Origin of the sequence: Pseudonocardia sp. HH130629-09, assembly GCF_001294645.1 — a bacterium.
Taxonomy (GTDB): domain Bacteria; phylum Actinomycetota; class Actinomycetes; order Mycobacteriales; family Pseudonocardiaceae; genus Pseudonocardia.
Genome location: NZ_CP011868.1, coordinates 5,937,520 through 5,952,380, shown reverse-complemented (window position 1 = coordinate 5,952,380; position 14,861 = coordinate 5,937,520). Strand labels below are relative to the sequence as shown.

Genomic DNA, 14,861 nt, shown 5'->3' with positions numbered 1-14,861 from the left:
GCCGCCAGGGGCAGCGCCCGCTCAGACGTTGCCGCGGCGCTCCTGCTCCCGCTCGATCGCCTCGAACAGCGCCTTGAAGTTGCCCTTGCCGAAGCCGAGCGAGCCGTGCCGCTCGATGAGCTCGAAGAACACCGTGGGCCGGTCCCCGATCGGCTTGGTGAAGATCTGCAGCAGGTAGCCGTCCTCGTCGCGGTCGACGAGGATCCCGCGGGACTGCAGCTCGGCGATCGGCACCCGTACGGACCCGATGCGGGCCCGCAGCTCCGGGTCCTCGTAGTAGGCGGCCGGGGTGTCGAGGAACTCCACGCCGCGGGAGCGCAGCACGTCGACGGCGCCGAGGATGTCGTTCGTCGCGAGCGCGAGGTGCTGGGCGCCGGGGCCGCGGTGGAAGTCCAGGTACTCGTCGATCTGGGACTTCCGCCGACCCGGGCTGGGCTCGTTGAGCGGGAACTTCACCCGGTGGTTGCCCGACGCGACGACCTTGCTCATCAGCGCCGAGTAGTCGGTGGCGATGTCGTCGCCGATGAACTCGGCCATGTTCGTGAAGCCCATGATCCGGTGGTAGAAGTCCACCCAGTGGTCCATCCGCCCATACTCCACGTTCCCGACGACGTGGTCGAGCGCCTGGAACACCCTCCGCGGCGCGTCCGCGGGCCGGGCCACCGACGAGCCGCGGGCGACGTGGCCGGGCAGGTACGGGCCGGTGTAGCGGGACCGGTCGACCAGGGTGTGCCGGGTGTCGCCGTAGGTGGCGATCGCGGCGGTGCGCACGGTGCCGTGCTCGTCGGTCGTGTCGTGCGGCTCGACGAGCACGGTGGCGCCCTGGGCGCGGGCGTGGGCGATGCAGCGGTCGACGTCGGGGACCTCGAGGGCGATGTCGACGACGGAGTCGCCGTGCCGGCGGTGGTGGTCGGCGAGCGGGCTGTCCGGGTCGACGGCGCCCCGCAGCTCGAACCGGACCGCGCCCGAGCGCAGCACGTAGGAGTGGTGGTCGCGGTTGCCCGTCGCCGGTCCGGAGTACGCGACGAGCTCCATGCCGTAGACGACCTGGTGGAGCTGCGCGGCCTGGGTGGCGTTGCCGACGGCCCAGACCACGGCGTCCCAGCCGGTGACCGGGAACGGGTCGGCGGAGTCGTCGTGTTCGACGAGGCCGACCAGCCGGCGCAGGGCGGCGGCGTCGAGGTCGGCGAGCTTCTCGGAGTCGGTGAGGATGTCCATCAGTGCTCTCCCGTCAACGTGCGTGCTGCCAGGTTCTCCGCCGCGGTGACCGTGGTGGTGCCGTGTGCGCGGGCGTCGGCGAAGATCCCGGCCAGGGTGTCGCCGATGGCACGGGTCCGGTCCGCGACGGCGGCAGCGCTCCAGCCGAGCACCTCGCGGCCGACCAGGTGGATGGCCCCACCGGCGTTCGCGACGAAGTCCGGGGCGTAGGTGATCCCGCGCCGGCGCAGGACATCAGCAGCGTACGGGCCGGCGAACAGGTTGTTCGCCGCACCCGCGATCACCGCCGTGGGGACGGTCGCGGCGACCTCGGCGGTGATCAGCCCGCCGGTGGCGCACGGGACCAGCACGTCGCACGCGCGGGTGGTCACCGCTGCGGTGTCGACCACCTCGGCGCCCAGCTCGTCGGCGGCCACGGCGCAGCGGGCCGGGTCGACGTCGGTGACGATCAGCTTGGCCCCCGCGTCGGCGGTGAGCCGGGCGACGTCGGCGCCGACCGCCCCGAGGCCCTGGACCAGCACCCGCAGCCCGTCGACGCCGTCGAACCCGGCCTCCGCGGCTCCGGCGCGGATCGCGGCGAACACCCCGAGGGCGGTCATCGGGCCGGAGGAGCCGGGCCCGCCCGCCGCGACCGAGCGGCCGAACACGTGCGGGGTCAGACCGGCGAGCACGTCCATGTCGGCCGAGCAGGTCCCGACGTCCGGGCCGGTGGTGTAGTTCCCGCCGAGCAGCTCCAGGTTGGCGGCGTGGATCTCCAGGACGCGCCGCCAGGTCCTGTCGTCGAGCTCGGCGCGCGGGACCGGGAGCGCGATCACCGACTTGCCACCGCCCATCGGGAGGCCCGCGGCGGCCATCTTCAGCGTCATCGCCCCGGCGAGGCGGCGGGCGTCGGCGACGGCGTCGTCGGGCGAGGGGTAGACCATCGCGCGGGTCCCGCCGGACGCCGGGCCGAGCCGGGTCGAATGCACCCCGATCACGAACCACGCGCCCGTCTCCCGGTCGTACCGGACCGAGGTCAGTTCGCCGTCCCACTCGGGCAGAGCCATCCCGCGCCTCCATCTCCTCGCTGGTGTGCAGCGAGGACACCCTGAGCAGTGGCATCTGCGCAACCGGCCCAGCACCAGCTACGCACCTACCGCAGATCGGCGGGGCAGTACGCCGGCACAGCTGGGCTGATCGTCCAGGAGACTGGCGTCACCCCAGGGACCCACCGTCAGCGTCCGTAGCCTGGACCGGTGACGACCCGCGACGCCACGACGCCCACCGACCTGCGTGGCAGGCCGCGACCGCCGGCCCACCCGCGGACCGCGCCGTCGGACCCGGCCGGGCTCGATCCCGAGCGCGCCGCGCTGCACGCCCGCATCGCGACCGGCCCGCGCCGCGCGCAGGCCAGGGTCCCGCTGGTCGACGACGCCGACCGGCTGCTCGGCCCGTTCGCGACGATGCTGTTCTCGCCGCGCATCGGCGACGCCGTCCAGCAGGTCGGCGCGGCCCTGCGCACCGACGACGACCTCCCGCCGCGGCTGCGCGAGCTGGCCGTGCTCGCCGTCGCCGTGCACCACGGATCGGCGTTCGAGTGGTCCGCGCACGAGGGCATCGCCCGCGACACCGGGCTGACCGGCCCGCAGCTGCAGGCCCTGCTCGACGGCGGTGTCCCCGACGGTCTCGACGAGGCCGAGCGGGTCGCGCTGACCACCGTCCGCGCCCTGCTCACGCGGCACGACCTGGGCGACCGCGCTGGACGCGCTCGGCCGTGACACGCTCGCGGCGCTGGTGTGGCTGACCGGGTACTACTCGATGCTGGCCACCGCCCTGGCCGTGTTCCGGCCGGAGTGAGTCCGGGTATCCCGTGCGGGAGGGGAGGTCCGCCATGAACACGGCGCCGAACACCGCGCCGAGCACCGCACCGGACCGGGTGCGTGTGGCAGCGGCCATGCACACCTTCCCCAAGACCTGCGGACCCGCGACGACCGTCGCGCAGGCGTGGGCGGCGTTCGAGCGGCCCAAGGTGCACTCGCTGCTGGTCCTCGACACCGGGCGGCTGCTCGCCGTCGTCGACCGGGCCGACCTGATCGGGGCGGTCCCCGACCGGCCCGTCGCGCCCCTCGGGACGCTCGACGGGCGGGTGGCCCGCGCCGGCGACGACCTGGCCTCGACCTGGGCGGCGATGGCCGACGCCGGACGGCGACGGGTCGCCGTGGTCGACGGCTCCGGATGCCTGCTCGGGCTGCTCTGTCTCAAGCGCCACGGTCGCGGCTTCTGCTCCGACGCCGGCATCCAGGCCCGGATCGACGAACGCGCGGCGGCCCCGGGCCGGTCGTGAGGGCGCATTTCCGGTGTCCTGTGTCACAAGTCCGTGAGGACCGGAGGGCGCGCGCCCTCCTACGCACAGTCCACCGAGGAGGTAGTCGTGTCGTTCACCGACAAGGTCAAGAACAAGGCCGAGAACGCCGTGGGCGTCGCCAAGGAGAAGACCGGCGAGGCCACCGGCGACCGCGAGCTGCAGGTCGAGGGCAAGGCCGAGCAGTCGAAGGCGTCGCTCAAGGACGCCGGCGAGAAGCTGAAGGACGCGGCCGGCAAGGTGAAGGACGCGCTGGGCGGCTCGACGAGCTGACCCGGCGTCACCGTGACGGGGGCGACCGGCAGGCATGCCGGTCGACCCCGAGCGGGAACGCCGTCGGCGTACCGAGCCGGGCCCGACGCCGTACCGGGCTCCTCCCCGAATCCCACGGAGGAACCATGAGCACCGTCAAGCTCGCCATCGTCTGCTACTCCGCCACCGGCACCGTCGACGCGATGGCCCACCGGGCCGCCGCGGCCGGCGAGGAGGCGGGCGCCGAGGTGCGCCTGCGTCGCGTCGCCCGCGAGGCGACCAGCGGCGAGCGCCAGGCCACCGAGGCGCAGGCCGCGCACGCCGAGGCCGCGCCCGAGGTCCCCGCCGCCACCGCCGACGACATCGTGTGGGCCGACGCCGTCCTGTTCGGCTCCCCCACCCGCTACGGCAACATCGCCGGGCAGCTGAAGACCTTCATCGACTCGCTCGGCCCGCAGTGGGGCCAGGGCCTGCTCGCGGACAAGGTCTACGCCGGGTTCACCTCCAGCCAGACCCTGCACGGCGGCCAGGAGTCGACCCTGCTCGCCCTGTACAACACGATCCACCACTTCGGCGGGATCGTCGTCGCGCCCGGCTACACCGACCCGACCAAGTTCGTCGACGGCAACCCCTACGGCGCCTCGCACGTGACCGGGGCGAACAACGACGCCCCGCTCGGCGACGCCGAGAACGCCGCGCTCGACCACCTCGCCACCCGGGTGGTCACCGTCGCCGGGAAGCTCGCGGGCTGACCCCGGTCGCGGCGGCGCCGAACCGGCCACCGCACGTACGCACGGGCTAGCCTTGACGGATGTACTTCCGGATCACCCCGGGCGACGTCGAGCTCGTCGACCCGGGTGACGTGCGCGCGTTCCACGTCGTCGCCACCGATGGACTGGCCGACGGGGAGCTCGCCGACACCGTGCGCCGTACCGGGCTCGGCGAGGTCTCCGACGACGGCGAGCACGTCCTGGTCCGGGTGGACGCCGTCCGCAGGCTCGCCGCCGGTCGGGTCGGCCCAGGCTGGGAGGACGACCTGGCCGGCATGCTCGGCTACGCCCGGAGCAAGGGCTGGGTCTCCGACGACGGCGCCGCGGTGCGCGCACACGTCGAACGGGCCTGAGACCCGGCACCGGCCCGGGTCCGACCAGCGCTACGCCAGCAGCGCCCGGACCCGCTCCGGGTCCGGCCCGTCCGGCTCGATGACCACGACGGCGTCGTCGAACCCCGCCTCGGCGTAGCGGTGCAGCGTCTCGCCCAGGCGCCCGACGTCGGCCCCCGCGGGGACCGGCACGGCGTAGGCGACGGCGCGGCGCCCGCCGGCGGCCCGGTAGCGCCCCAGCGCCTCGATCATCTCCGCAGGGGTGGTGCGGTAGCCCGAGGCGAGCCAGCCGTCGAAGTGCCGGGCCGCCTTCTCGACGTTCGCACCCCAGGAGCCGAGCAGCAGCGGCGGCCGGGCGGCCGGCGGATCGGCGAGCCGGACGTGGTCGTCGTGGCCGTGTTCCAGCAGGTCGCGGAGCCGGTCCGCGTTCTCGTCGAAGATCCGGAAACGGGTGCGGTGGTCGCGGTCGAGTGTGGCGTAGTCGTCGCGGGTGGAGCCGGGGCTGATCCCCAGGGCCAGCCGGTCCCCGCACACGGCCTGCAACGACAGCATCCGGTGCGCCAGCTCCGCGGGGTGGTGCAGCGGGACCTGCACGGTGCCCGTCGCCAGCCCGACGCCGTCGGTGGCCCCGGCCGCGGCGGCGAGCGCGACGAACGGGTCCGGCACGAGCCGGCCGCGGCCGATGGTCTCCGGCGCCCAGAGGTGGGCGAATCCCGCGCCGGCGAGGCGCCGCGCCCACGGCACCACCGGGTGGGGCGGCGCATCGGACAGGTGCGCGAGCGTCGCGCCCAGGCGCACGGTCAGGCCCGCCGTTCGGCGGCGAACCGGGCGTACCAGCGCAGCACGTCGGGGTCGTCGACCGAGGCGACGTTCGCCGCCTTCTCCAGCGGACGCCCGGCCATCAGCTTCTTGACCGGTACCTCCAGCCGCTTGCCGGACAGGGTGTGCGGCACCGCGGGCGCCTCGACGATCTCGTCCGGCACGTGCCGGGGGGTCAGCCGGGTCCGCAGCGTGGTCACGATCGTCGCCCGGAGGTCGTCGTCGAGCGGATGCCCCGCGGCGGGGACGACGAACAGGCCCAGCCAGTACCCGTCGTCGGGGAGTTCCACGCCGACGACGAGGGCCTCGGTGATCTCCTCCATCGTCTCCAGGACGTCGTAGAAGTCGCCGGTGCCCAGCCGCACGCCGTGGCGGTTGAGGGTGGAGTCCGAGCGGCCGTGGATGGAGACGCTGCCGTCGCCGTGCACGGTCACCCAGTCACCGTGCCGCCAGACGCCGGGCCAGGTGTCGAAGTAGGAGTCGGTGTAGCGGCGCGCGTCGGGGTCGTTCCACAGGTGCACCGGCATGGACGGCATCGGCTGGGTGACCACCAGGTCCCCGACCTCGTCGACGACCGGGTTCCCGTCGTCGTCCCAGGCGGCGCAGTCGACCCCGGCCAGGCGCCCGCCGATCCGCCCGGCCCGTACCGGGGAGTACTCGTTCGCCCCGACGAAGGAGCCGGAGATGTCGGTGCCGCCGCTGGTGGAGTCGACCCGCAGGTCCGGCGAGACGTGGGAGTACAGCCAGTCGTAGCCGGCGGGCGGCAGCGCCGAGCCGCTGACCATCACGTGCCGCACCCGGGACAGGTCGTGGTCGGCGCGCGGGGAGACGCCGGTGTTCGCCGTCGCGGTGACCACCGCCGCCCCCAGGAGGACGACGTCGGCGCCGGTCCGGGCGGCGACCTCCCAGACCGCGCCCGGTGGGTGGCCGGGGCTGCCCTCGTAGAGCACGATCGACGCGCCCTGGGTGAGCGCGCCGAGCTGCATGTTCCACAGCGCCCAGCCGGTGGAGGTGTGGGTGAACATCCGCTCGCCGGCGCGCAGCCCGCAGTACAGCCCGGACCACTTGAGCCCTTCGAGGGTGATGCCGCCGTGGCCGTGGACCAGCCCCTTGGGCAGGCCGGTGGTGCCGGAGGTGAACAGCACCCACAGCGGGTGGGAGAACTCCACCTGCGCGAACTCCGGCTCCGCGTCGACGGCCAGCAGCTCCGCCCACGGCGTGCTGCCCTCCGGGGCGGGCCGGTCGACCGCGTGGCCGACGTGCACGACGTGCCGCACGGTCGGCAGGCTCTCCCGCAGCCGGGCGACTACGTCGCCGCGGTCGACGACCGTGCCGTTCCAGTGGTAGCCGTCGGCGGCGATCAGGACGGTCGGTTCGAGCTGGGCGAGCCGGCCGATGGTGCCCTCGGCGCCGAAGTCGGGCGAGCAGCAGGACCACACCGCGCCGACCGCGGCCGCGGCGAGCAGGCCGATCACCGCGTGCTCGGTGTTGGGCAGGTAGGCGCAGACCCGGTCCCCGGGCTCGACGCCGGCGCGGCGCAGCCAGCCCGCGGCGGCGGCGACCGACCGGCGCAGCCGTGACCAGGTGATCTCCCGGGCGGGGGTGCCGCCCTCCCGCACGCACACCAGGGCCGTGTCGTCGTCGGCGCCGTGGCGCAGCGCGTGCTCGGCCCAGTTCAGCCGCGCGCCGGTGAACCAGCGGGTGTGCGGCATCGGGTCGGTGGTGCGGACCTGCGTGTACGGCGTGGAGAACGCGACGCCGTAGTGGTCGACGACCGAGCACCAGAACCGGTCGACGTCGGCGACCGACCAGGCGTGCAGGGCGTCGTGGTCGTCGAACGGGCGCCCCTCCCGCTCGGCCAGCCGGTCGAGGTAGGCACGCAGCGCGGACCGCTCGATGCGCTCCGCCGACGGGGTCCAGAGGACGTCGGTCATCGGTGTCTCCTCCGTACGGGGGCGTCCCGCGTGTCGGCGGGCCCACCCGGGAGGTGGGCCCGCCGACACGGCGCTGCGCTGCGGTGCGGCCCGGGAGCCTCAGGAGGCGAGCACCTTCGGCATGATGTCGTTCTTGATCCGCTTCAGGTCGTCGAGCGTCTTCCCCACCGGCACGTCGGCGAACGGCGGCCAGATCAGCGGCATGGTCATCCCCGCCTCCTTGTACGCCTTGAGCCGGTCGGTGAGCTGCTTCTCCGTCCCCACCAACAGGTTCGAGGCGACACCGTTGACGGTCTGGTCGACCTCCTCGTCGGTGATGACCGTCCAGATCATCGAGCAGATCTCCAGGTCCTTTGCCCGCTTGGGGCTGCCGATCTCCTCGAACTGCTCGTCGATGGCGGTGATCCACTGGGCGAGACGCTCGGGCGAGTCCTGGATGCCGATCCAGCCGTCGAGGTCGTACTTGGTGATCCGGCGCGCCGAACGCAGCGGGTCCTTGAGGCCGCTCATGAAGATCGGCGGGCGCGGGTCCTGCAGCGGCTTGTGCCCGAAGCCGCAGGCGTCGAAGTCGGCGAACTCGCCGTGGAACTCGTAGTGGTCGGCGCTCTTGTCCCAGATGCCCTGCATGATCTCGATCGACTCGCGCACGTGCTTGTGCCGCTTGGGGAAGATGTGCGCGGCGCTCGCCGCGGCGAACTCCTCGGGCATCCAGCCGGACCCGACACCGACGTTCAGGCGGCCGCCGGAGAGGTGGTCGATGGTCGCCAGCTCCGCGGCGAGGACGCCGGGCGAGCGGAACGGGGTGTCGATGATGCTCATGCCGATGCGGACCTTGGTCGTCTTCGCGGCGAGCCACGGGATCAGCGGGTAGCCCTGGAACCACTTGCCGCGCGAGGACACGGGCAGGGCGTTCGGCAGCCCGTCCATCATGCCGAAGGAGTACTGCAGCTCCTGGCGGTCGGACTTCTCGGGGACGACGATCCGGTCGAGCGTCCAGACCGAGTCGAAGTCGAGCTCCTCGGCGAGCGCGGTGAGGTCCTCCAGCTCCTTGACCGTGACCAGGTCACGGAAGTTGGGGAGGTACAGAGCGAGCTTCATGTGATGCTGCCTCCTTGCGGCATGACAGTGTCGCCAACGACGTCGCCGACGACGTCGCCGACGACGTCGTCGGTGGCGTCGCTGACGGAGAGTGTGACGCGGATCTCGTTCTTGAGAACCTTACCCACAGTCGAGCGCGGGAGATCGCTCCAGATCTCGATCTGTTTGGGGGCCTTCACGGAACCGATGCGCGCCTTGACGAACGCGACCAGCTCCTCGGTGTCGATCTCGGCACCGGGCTGGGGCTGGACCACCGCGGTGACCCGTTCGCCCCACTTCTCGTCGGACAGGCCGACCACGGCGCAGTCCCGGACGGCGTCGTGCGCCATCAGGGCCTGCTCCACCTCGGCGGAGTACACGTTGAACCCGCCGGAGATGACCATGTCCTTGGCCCGGTCGACGATGTGGAGGAACCCGTCGTCGTCGAGCCGGCCGATGTCGCCGGTGTGGTGCCAGCCGTGCGCCGACACCTCCGCCGTCGCCTCGGGGTTGCGGTGGTAGCCCGCCATGACCAGCGACCCGCGCACGCAGATCTCGCCACGCTCGCCGCGCGGGACCGGCCTGCCCTGCTCGTCGAGGATCGCCACGACGACCAGCGGTGACGGCCGTCCGGCCGAGGCCAGCCGCTCGGTGGCGATGCTCCCGTCGGGACGGCGGTGCTCGGCGGGCGACATCGTCGAGATCATCATGGGCGCCTCGGACTGGCCGAACAGCTGTGCCATCGGCCCGATCCGGTCCAGCGCCTCGGCCAGCCGGGCCACCGACATCGGGGCCGCGCCGTACCAGAAGCACTGCAGCGACGACAGGTCCGTCGTGTCGAGCGCCTCGTGGCCCAGCACCATGTAGATCAGCGTCGGCGGCAGGAACGTGTGCGTGACCCGGTGCGTCTCGATCAGCTCCAGGAACCGGCCGACGTCGGGCTTCGGCATGATCACGACCTCGCCGCCGCGGGCCATCACCGGGAAGCAGAGCACGCCCGCGGCGTGCGTGAGCGGGGCCAGCGCGAGGTAGACCGGGCGCTCGTCGAAGGGGTAGCTCATCAGCGTGATCGCCGACATCGTCTCGACGTTGCGGTCGGTCAGCAGCACGCCCTTGGGACGCCCGGTGGTGCCGCCGGTGCCGACCAGCGCCACGATCTCCTCGGGCGGCGCGGCCTCGGCCGACGCGTCGTCGCGGGCGGCGTCGAGCCAGGCGTCGAAGGCCTGCGCGCGGTCGGCGCCCGTGCCGAGACGGACCAGTGTCCGCAGCTGCGGGAGATCCGGAGCGATCGTGGCGACGAGGTCGTCGAAGGACGGCTGGAAGATCAGCGTGGTGCAGTCGAACAGCTCCAGGAGCCCGGCGGTCTCCCCGGCCGCGTTGCGCGGGTTGATCGGGCACCAGACCGCCCCGGCCCGGGCGATGCCGAACACGCAGGAGAACGCGGTCGGGTCGTTCGCCGACAGGATGCCGACCTTGTCGCCGGGGGCGACGCCCGAGCGTCGCAGGGCCCGCGCGACGGCGTGCGAGAGGTCGACGACCTCGCCGTAGAACAGCGAGGTGCCGTCGAGCGTCAGGCAGGGCGCGGCGGGGTCCAGCGAGGCGCCCTTGTCGAGATAGAAGGTCAGCGACATCGCAGCTCCCCGGACTCGCACCGTTGCGGACAGCGATGACCGTGGCGAGTTTCTGGACAGTTGTCAAGATTCTGGCGCGGGCTGCGACCCGGTCGTGCCCGTCCGACGCGCCGGGACGACGGCCCCGGGGACGACGACGGGCCGGGAGCGCGGTGCGCTCCCGGCCCGTGCGGCGCGAGTGGGGGACGGCTGTCCCCGGAGTCAGTTCTGGCCGTTCAGCGCCCCGGCGAGCGGACCCAGCGGGGGCACCCACTCGCGGATGTCGGCGCGGGCGACGACGCCGGCGGTGGTGAACGGGTCGTTGTCGACGATGCGCTGCACCACGGCCCGGTCCTCGACCCGGAAGATCAGCAGCCCGCCCGGATCCTCCCCCGGCGCCCAGGCGCCCGCGGCGAGCATCGTGCCGTCCTCGCCGAGGGGGCGCAGGTAGTCCCGGTGCGCGGGGCGGGTGGCGTCCCGCAGCTCGGTGTCGTCGGTGTAGGTGTAGATCAGCGCGAAGGTGGTGGCCACGGTGCGATCGTCGCACGTGCTCGGGGCGGTGTGCCGGGACCGGCCGGACTGCGGCCGGTCCCGGCGCGCCGCGGTCAGACCTCGATCACGGTCACCGTGGCGGCGGTCCCGTCGACCTCGATCAGCGCGCCGTTCGGGATCCGGCCGGTCGCGTCGGCCGCCGACACGACACACGGGATGCCGAGCTCACGGCTCACGATCGCGGCGTGCGAGAACGGCGCCCCGACGTCGACGACCACCGCGGACGCCGCGACGAACAGCGGCGTCCACGACGGGTCGGTGATGGGCGCGACGAGGATCTCGTCCGGCTCCAGTGCCGAGGGGTCGTTCGGGTCGAGCAGCACCCGCGCCCGACCCCGGGTGACCCCGGTGCAACCGGACACTCCCTGGATGGTCTCCCCGGCGACGGCGGCGGTGTGCGTCCGGCCCGAGCGGCGCACCCACTCGCTGGTCGGCGGCGGGTCACCGACCACGACGAACGGCGGCTCGAGGTCGAACATCTCCAGGTAGACGCGCTCGCGCTCGCGGACGGTGGCGGTGAACGAGCCCGGATCGGCGAGGTAGGCGGGCAGCTCCTCGGCGAACAGCGTGAAGAGCTGCTTCGCCGCGTCGAGGTGACCGGCCTCGGCGCCGCGCCGGCCCAGCTCCAGCGCGGGCAGCCGCAGCTCGTGGATCAGCATCGCGGCCGTGGTCCGGGAGCGCTCCCGCCCTCGCAGCCAGAGCGCCGCCGCGTGCAGCGCGGCCTCGAACTGGCCGCCGGCCTCCGCGTCGCCGGCCAGCAGCTCCCGCACGGTCGCGGTGGCCTCCTCCCGCTGCCGGACCCGCTCGGCGTTCTTGATCTGTGGGGACTCCTCGTCCGCGACGCCGCGCATCCGGTCGATCGTGTGCAACGCGAGCTCGGGCCGCAGGCTCCAGGTCAGCGCCCGCAGCTCCCACTCGGCCGGGCCGCGGAAGTCCCACTCGCCGAGGAAGGCGTCGAACCCGGCGACGAACTCCGCAACCTGCGGATCGCCGGAGGACCGCAGCCGGGCGTCCAGGCCCTCGACGCCGCCGTCGAACAGCTCCGCGACCGGGTCGGTGCGCGCGAGGCGACTCAGTGTCCACATCCCGTGCGACAGACCTGCGGAGTCGACGTCGCCGATGCCGGCGACCAGGGTCAGGGCCAGCTCCGGGCGCCCGACCGCCGCGGCGATCTGCGAGATGGCCCCGAGACCGACGCCGGACTTGAGGCTGGACTCGATGTGGCGCTGGAACAGGCCACGCAGGACGTCGTTGAACGAGGTGATGCGCTCGGCGAGCGCGGCGTCCGACAACGTCGCGACGTCCGGTCGCTGCGACCGGATGTCCAGCACCGTCCGCCGGTCGGCGTCGTAGGCGGCGAGGTCCTTCGCGAGCAGGACCTCGTTCATCAGCCAGGCGCCGGCCTTCCCCGAGTACGCCGGGTCGTCGTCGAAGTCGCGCTTCTCGCTCTCGTAGCTCGGGATGCCCGGCATGTCGCCGAAGTACTGCAGGTCGACGGCCTCGGCACCCATCCCCGGCACTCGCACGCCGAACAGGCGCATCAGCGACATGTTGATGTAGAGGTAGCTCCCGAAGGCGGGCAGGACGTTGCGCTCGACCGAGGCGTCGTAGAGGTCGTGGTCCCAGACGCCGCAGGCGACGAAGGCGTCCCGCCAGCCCGGCTCGAGGTTGGCCTGGAAGCCGGTCGAGGCGTTCAGCGGCGAGATCGGGTCGGGAAAGATCTCGCCGACGTTCGCCCGGGAGTAGAGCGGGAAGGTCTTCGACGTGCGGTCGAAGATGGGCCAGTCGGTCACGGAGCTGGTCTCCTCGTCATCGAGGTCCGCACACGGGCGGAGGTCCGGGCACCCGGGCGTCGGCGCGACGCTCGATGTGCGACTTGTCCGTCGCATTCTGGCGAGCAACGGGCGGCGTGTCAACCGTCACTCCGCCGTGACCGGACGGCGTCACCCACGACCTCGGGCGACCTCGACGCGACGGACCGGTCATGTCGAGCGTCGCGCCGTCGGGCGTTACCTGCCGGGACCCGGACGTCTCGCCCTTCGGGCGCTCCGGGTGCGACTCATCGCTCGCATTCCTCGCCGTCGAGGCGGAGACCGCACGCACGCGCGCTCGGTGCGCCGGCCCGGTCGCGGTCCTCCGTTCCGGACTCAACCGGCGGCGGCCCAGCCGTCCAGCACGGCGAGCGCGGGCAGCAGCCGGGCGACGACCTCGGCGGCCGAGGCGCCGTCGTCGGCACCCGCGGTCACGTCGCCGAGCCACACCTGGCCGGTCGCGCCGTCGACGGTGACGACGTCGCCGGGCCCGAACAGCCGGGTCCCCTCGGCGGCGTGCACCGCGTCGGCACCCACGTGCAGTTCCTCCGCCCCGACGACGGCCGGGATGCCCCAGCCGCGCGCGACGACGGCGGCGTGGCTGACCAGCCCGCCGGTGCTGGTCAGGATGCCGACGGCGACCGACATGCCGTGCACGTCCTCCGGGCTGGTCTCCGGCCGGACCAGCACGACGTCGCCCTCGGCGTCGGCGGCCGCGTCGGCGCTCAGCACGACGGCTCCGCTGACCCGGCCCGGCGAGGCGCCGAGACCGGTGGTGAGCGCCGCCGGGGTCGACGCGGCCCCGCGGCCCGCGGCGAGCACCTCGGCCCGCGCCCGCTCCCGCACCTGCTCGGGCACCCGGGCGAGCGCCTCGGCCCGGGACAGCCCGATCGCCGGGTCGTCCACCATCTCCACAGCCGCACGCACCGCGGTTGCCGAACACCATGGCCTGCACGTTCACCGCGGTGCCTAGGTGTGATGTCCAGGCAGGTTGGTCAGGCGACTGATCGGCGGTAGGCCGTTGGTTGCGCTGTGGGGCCGGTGGTGATTGTAGAAGTGCAGCCAGCCGGGGAGCGCGTCTCGCCGAGCCGTTTCGCAGGGGTGGAAGCGGGCGTATGCCCACCCGTCGGCGAGGGTGCGGTGGAAACGTTCGATCTTGCCGTTGGTCTGAGGCCGGTAGGGCCGGGTTCGCTTGTGGGTGATGCCCAGTTCGCTGCAGGTGTCACGCCAGGCGTGTGAGCGGTAGCAGCTGCCGTTGTCGGACAGGACCCGTTCGACGGTCACGCCGCGGGCGTTCAACCAGTCCACGGCCCGGCGTAGCACACCGGTGGCGGTGTCGGCTTTCTCGTCGCTGTGGATCTCGGCGTAGGCGACGCGGGAGTGGTCGTCGATGACGGTGTGGACGAACGCTCTGCCGGTGCGCGGCTTGTAGTCGGTTCCCCTGGGCAGTCCGGGAGTGGACCGCTTGTTCAGGGCGCCTTGTCGGCGTCCGACGAAGCGGTGTCCGCCTCCGTCGGGGATGTTGCCGAACTTGGTGACGTCGACGTGGATCAACGAGCCGGGGTGTGGGTGTTCGTAGCGGCGTAGGGGCTCGCCGGTGACCCGGTCGATGTGGGAGAGCCGGTTGATCCGGCAGCGGCGCAGGACCGCGTGCACGGTCGAGGCGGCGAGAGCGAGTCGGCCGCCGATCTGTACTGGTCCGAGTCGGTGGTGCCACCGCAGTCGCACGATCTGCTTCACCAGCCTCGGCGGGGTCTTGGCCGGCATCGACCGTGGTCGGGAGCTGCGGTCGACCATCCCGGGCGGGCCCTCGGCGCGGTAGCGGTCAGCCCACTTTCGGGCGGTGCGAGGGGCGACCATGAACATTCTGGCCGCGGTGGAGCAGGTCCAGTCCTGGTCGACGATCAGACGGGCCAGCCGTAGCCGGGCACGCGGAGTCAGCGCAGCGTTAGCGTGGGTCACAAGGGCCTCCGGTTGGTGAAGCGGTTCCTAGACAGCTCCACTTCACAACCGGGGGTCCTCGCCTGTCTCAGCGACAGGCCGTCATCAGCTCAACCTGGAACAACGTCCATGGACATCACACCTAGTACTCCAGCCGCACTTCGTTAGCTGGGCTGTCTTCGTCGTCGGTAGTGGCTTTCGCGG

General features: G+C 73.0%; 15 protein-coding genes. 5 read left to right on the top strand and 10 right to left on the bottom strand.

What is annotated here, in order from left to right; genetic code table 11:
* Positions 1-21 precede the first annotated feature (21 nt).
* Positions 22-1,218: a 4-hydroxyphenylpyruvate dioxygenase gene (gene hppD / locus XF36_RS27740; protein ID WP_060714232.1), complete on the bottom strand. Its 1,197-nt coding sequence runs from the start codon at positions 1,216-1,218 to the stop codon at positions 22-24.
* On the bottom strand, positions 1,218-2,264 hold the full coding sequence (locus XF36_RS27735; protein ID WP_060714231.1) for a Glu/Leu/Phe/Val dehydrogenase dimerization domain-containing protein: 1,047 nt from the start codon (positions 2,262-2,264) through the stop codon (positions 1,218-1,220). The genes hppD and XF36_RS27735 overlap by 1 nt, the downstream gene beginning before the upstream one ends.
* A 189-nt stretch (positions 2,265-2,453) precedes the next feature.
* On the opposite strand from XF36_RS27735, the gene XF36_RS27730 reads away from it, so the two are divergent.
* The 5 genes from XF36_RS27730 to XF36_RS27710 all read left to right on the top strand — a co-directional run bounded on the left by XF36_RS27730 (position 2,454) and on the right by XF36_RS27710 (position 4,934).
* Positions 2,454-2,975 carry a carboxymuconolactone decarboxylase family protein gene (locus XF36_RS27730; RefSeq protein ID WP_060714230.1) on the top strand — a complete coding sequence of 174 codons (522 nt, stop codon included), beginning with the start codon at positions 2,454-2,456 and terminating at the stop codon, positions 2,973-2,975.
* Between the two features lie 113 nt (positions 2,976-3,088).
* Positions 3,089-3,541 (top strand): CBS domain-containing protein, encoded by a 453-nt coding sequence (locus XF36_RS27725; protein ID WP_060714229.1) that lies wholly within the window; start codon positions 3,089-3,091, stop codon positions 3,539-3,541.
* Between the two features lie 87 nt (positions 3,542-3,628).
* The gene (locus XF36_RS27720) at positions 3,629-3,832 is read left to right on the top strand and encodes a CsbD family protein (RefSeq protein WP_060714228.1); all 204 of its coding nucleotides are present in this window, start codon (positions 3,629-3,631) and stop codon (positions 3,830-3,832) included.
* Between the two features lie 125 nt (positions 3,833-3,957).
* Complete coding sequence (locus XF36_RS27715; RefSeq protein ID WP_060714227.1) at positions 3,958-4,563, top strand: NAD(P)H-dependent oxidoreductase; 606 nt, start codon at positions 3,958-3,960, stop codon at positions 4,561-4,563.
* Positions 4,564-4,622: 59 nt separating this feature from the next.
* Positions 4,623-4,934, top strand: coding sequence for a hypothetical protein (locus tag XF36_RS27710; protein ID WP_060714226.1), 312 nt, complete (start codon positions 4,623-4,625; stop codon positions 4,932-4,934).
* Positions 4,935-4,964: 30 nt separating this feature from the next.
* Here the strand turns inward: XF36_RS27710 and XF36_RS27705 are convergent, their stop codons facing one another.
* The 8 genes from XF36_RS27705 to XF36_RS27670 all read right to left on the bottom strand — a co-directional run bounded on the left by XF36_RS27705 (position 4,965) and on the right by XF36_RS27670 (position 14,678).
* Positions 4,965-5,711: an LLM class flavin-dependent oxidoreductase gene (locus XF36_RS27705; protein ID WP_060714225.1), complete on the bottom strand. Its 747-nt coding sequence runs from the start codon at positions 5,709-5,711 to the stop codon at positions 4,965-4,967.
* 2 nt (positions 5,712-5,713) lie between these two features.
* Positions 5,714-7,666 carry an acetoacetate--CoA ligase gene (locus XF36_RS27700; protein WP_060714224.1) on the bottom strand — a complete coding sequence of 651 codons (1,953 nt, stop codon included), beginning with the start codon at positions 7,664-7,666 and terminating at the stop codon, positions 5,714-5,716.
* A 99-nt stretch (positions 7,667-7,765) separates the two neighbouring features.
* Positions 7,766-8,764, bottom strand: coding sequence for an LLM class flavin-dependent oxidoreductase (locus XF36_RS27695; RefSeq protein WP_060714223.1), 999 nt, complete (start codon positions 8,762-8,764; stop codon positions 7,766-7,768).
* Positions 8,761-10,374: an acyl-CoA synthetase gene (locus XF36_RS27690; protein WP_082375702.1), complete on the bottom strand. Its 1,614-nt coding sequence runs from the start codon at positions 10,372-10,374 to the stop codon at positions 8,761-8,763. Before XF36_RS27690 ends, XF36_RS27695 begins: the two co-directional genes overlap by 4 nt.
* A 201-nt stretch (positions 10,375-10,575) precedes the next feature.
* Positions 10,576-10,884 carry a YciI family protein gene (locus tag XF36_RS27685; protein ID WP_060714222.1) on the bottom strand — a complete coding sequence of 103 codons (309 nt, stop codon included), beginning with the start codon at positions 10,882-10,884 and terminating at the stop codon, positions 10,576-10,578.
* Between the two features lie 74 nt (positions 10,885-10,958).
* A complete protein-coding gene (locus XF36_RS27680) occupies positions 10,959-12,698 on the bottom strand; it encodes a PEP-utilizing enzyme (protein WP_060714221.1) in 1,740 nt (579 codons plus the stop codon).
* Positions 12,699-13,052: 354 nt separating this feature from the next.
* Positions 13,053-13,643, bottom strand: coding sequence for a PEP-utilizing enzyme (locus XF36_RS27675; protein ID WP_202968460.1), 591 nt, complete (start codon positions 13,641-13,643; stop codon positions 13,053-13,055).
* A 42-nt stretch (positions 13,644-13,685) separates the two neighbouring features.
* Positions 13,686-14,678, bottom strand: a complete 993-nt coding sequence (locus tag XF36_RS27670; RefSeq protein ID WP_082375268.1) for an IS481 family transposase — start codon at positions 14,676-14,678, stop codon at positions 13,686-13,688.
* Positions 14,679-14,861 lie beyond the last annotated feature (183 nt).

Excerpts from the sequence above, each read along its gene's own strand:
- hppD (WP_060714232.1), bottom strand. The coding sequence starts at position 1,218 with ATGGACATCCTCACCGACTCCGAGAAGCTCGCCGACCTCGACGCCGCC.
- XF36_RS27735 (WP_060714231.1), bottom strand. The coding sequence starts at position 2,264 with ATGGCTCTGCCCGAGTGGGACGGCGAACTGACCTCGGTCCGGTACGAC.
- XF36_RS27725 (WP_060714229.1), top strand. The coding sequence starts at position 3,089 with ATGAACACGGCGCCGAACACCGCGCCGAGCACCGCACCGGACCGGGTG.
- XF36_RS27715 (WP_060714227.1), top strand. The coding sequence starts at position 3,958 with ATGAGCACCGTCAAGCTCGCCATCGTCTGCTACTCCGCCACCGGCACC.
- XF36_RS27710 (WP_060714226.1), top strand. The coding sequence starts at position 4,623 with ATGTACTTCCGGATCACCCCGGGCGACGTCGAGCTCGTCGACCCGGGT.
- XF36_RS27700 (WP_060714224.1), bottom strand. The coding sequence starts at position 7,666 with ATGACCGACGTCCTCTGGACCCCGTCGGCGGAGCGCATCGAGCGGTCC.
- XF36_RS27695 (WP_060714223.1), bottom strand. The coding sequence starts at position 8,764 with ATGAAGCTCGCTCTGTACCTCCCCAACTTCCGTGACCTGGTCACGGTC.
- XF36_RS27690 (WP_082375702.1), bottom strand. The coding sequence starts at position 10,374 with ATGTCGCTGACCTTCTATCTCGACAAGGGCGCCTCGCTGGACCCCGCC.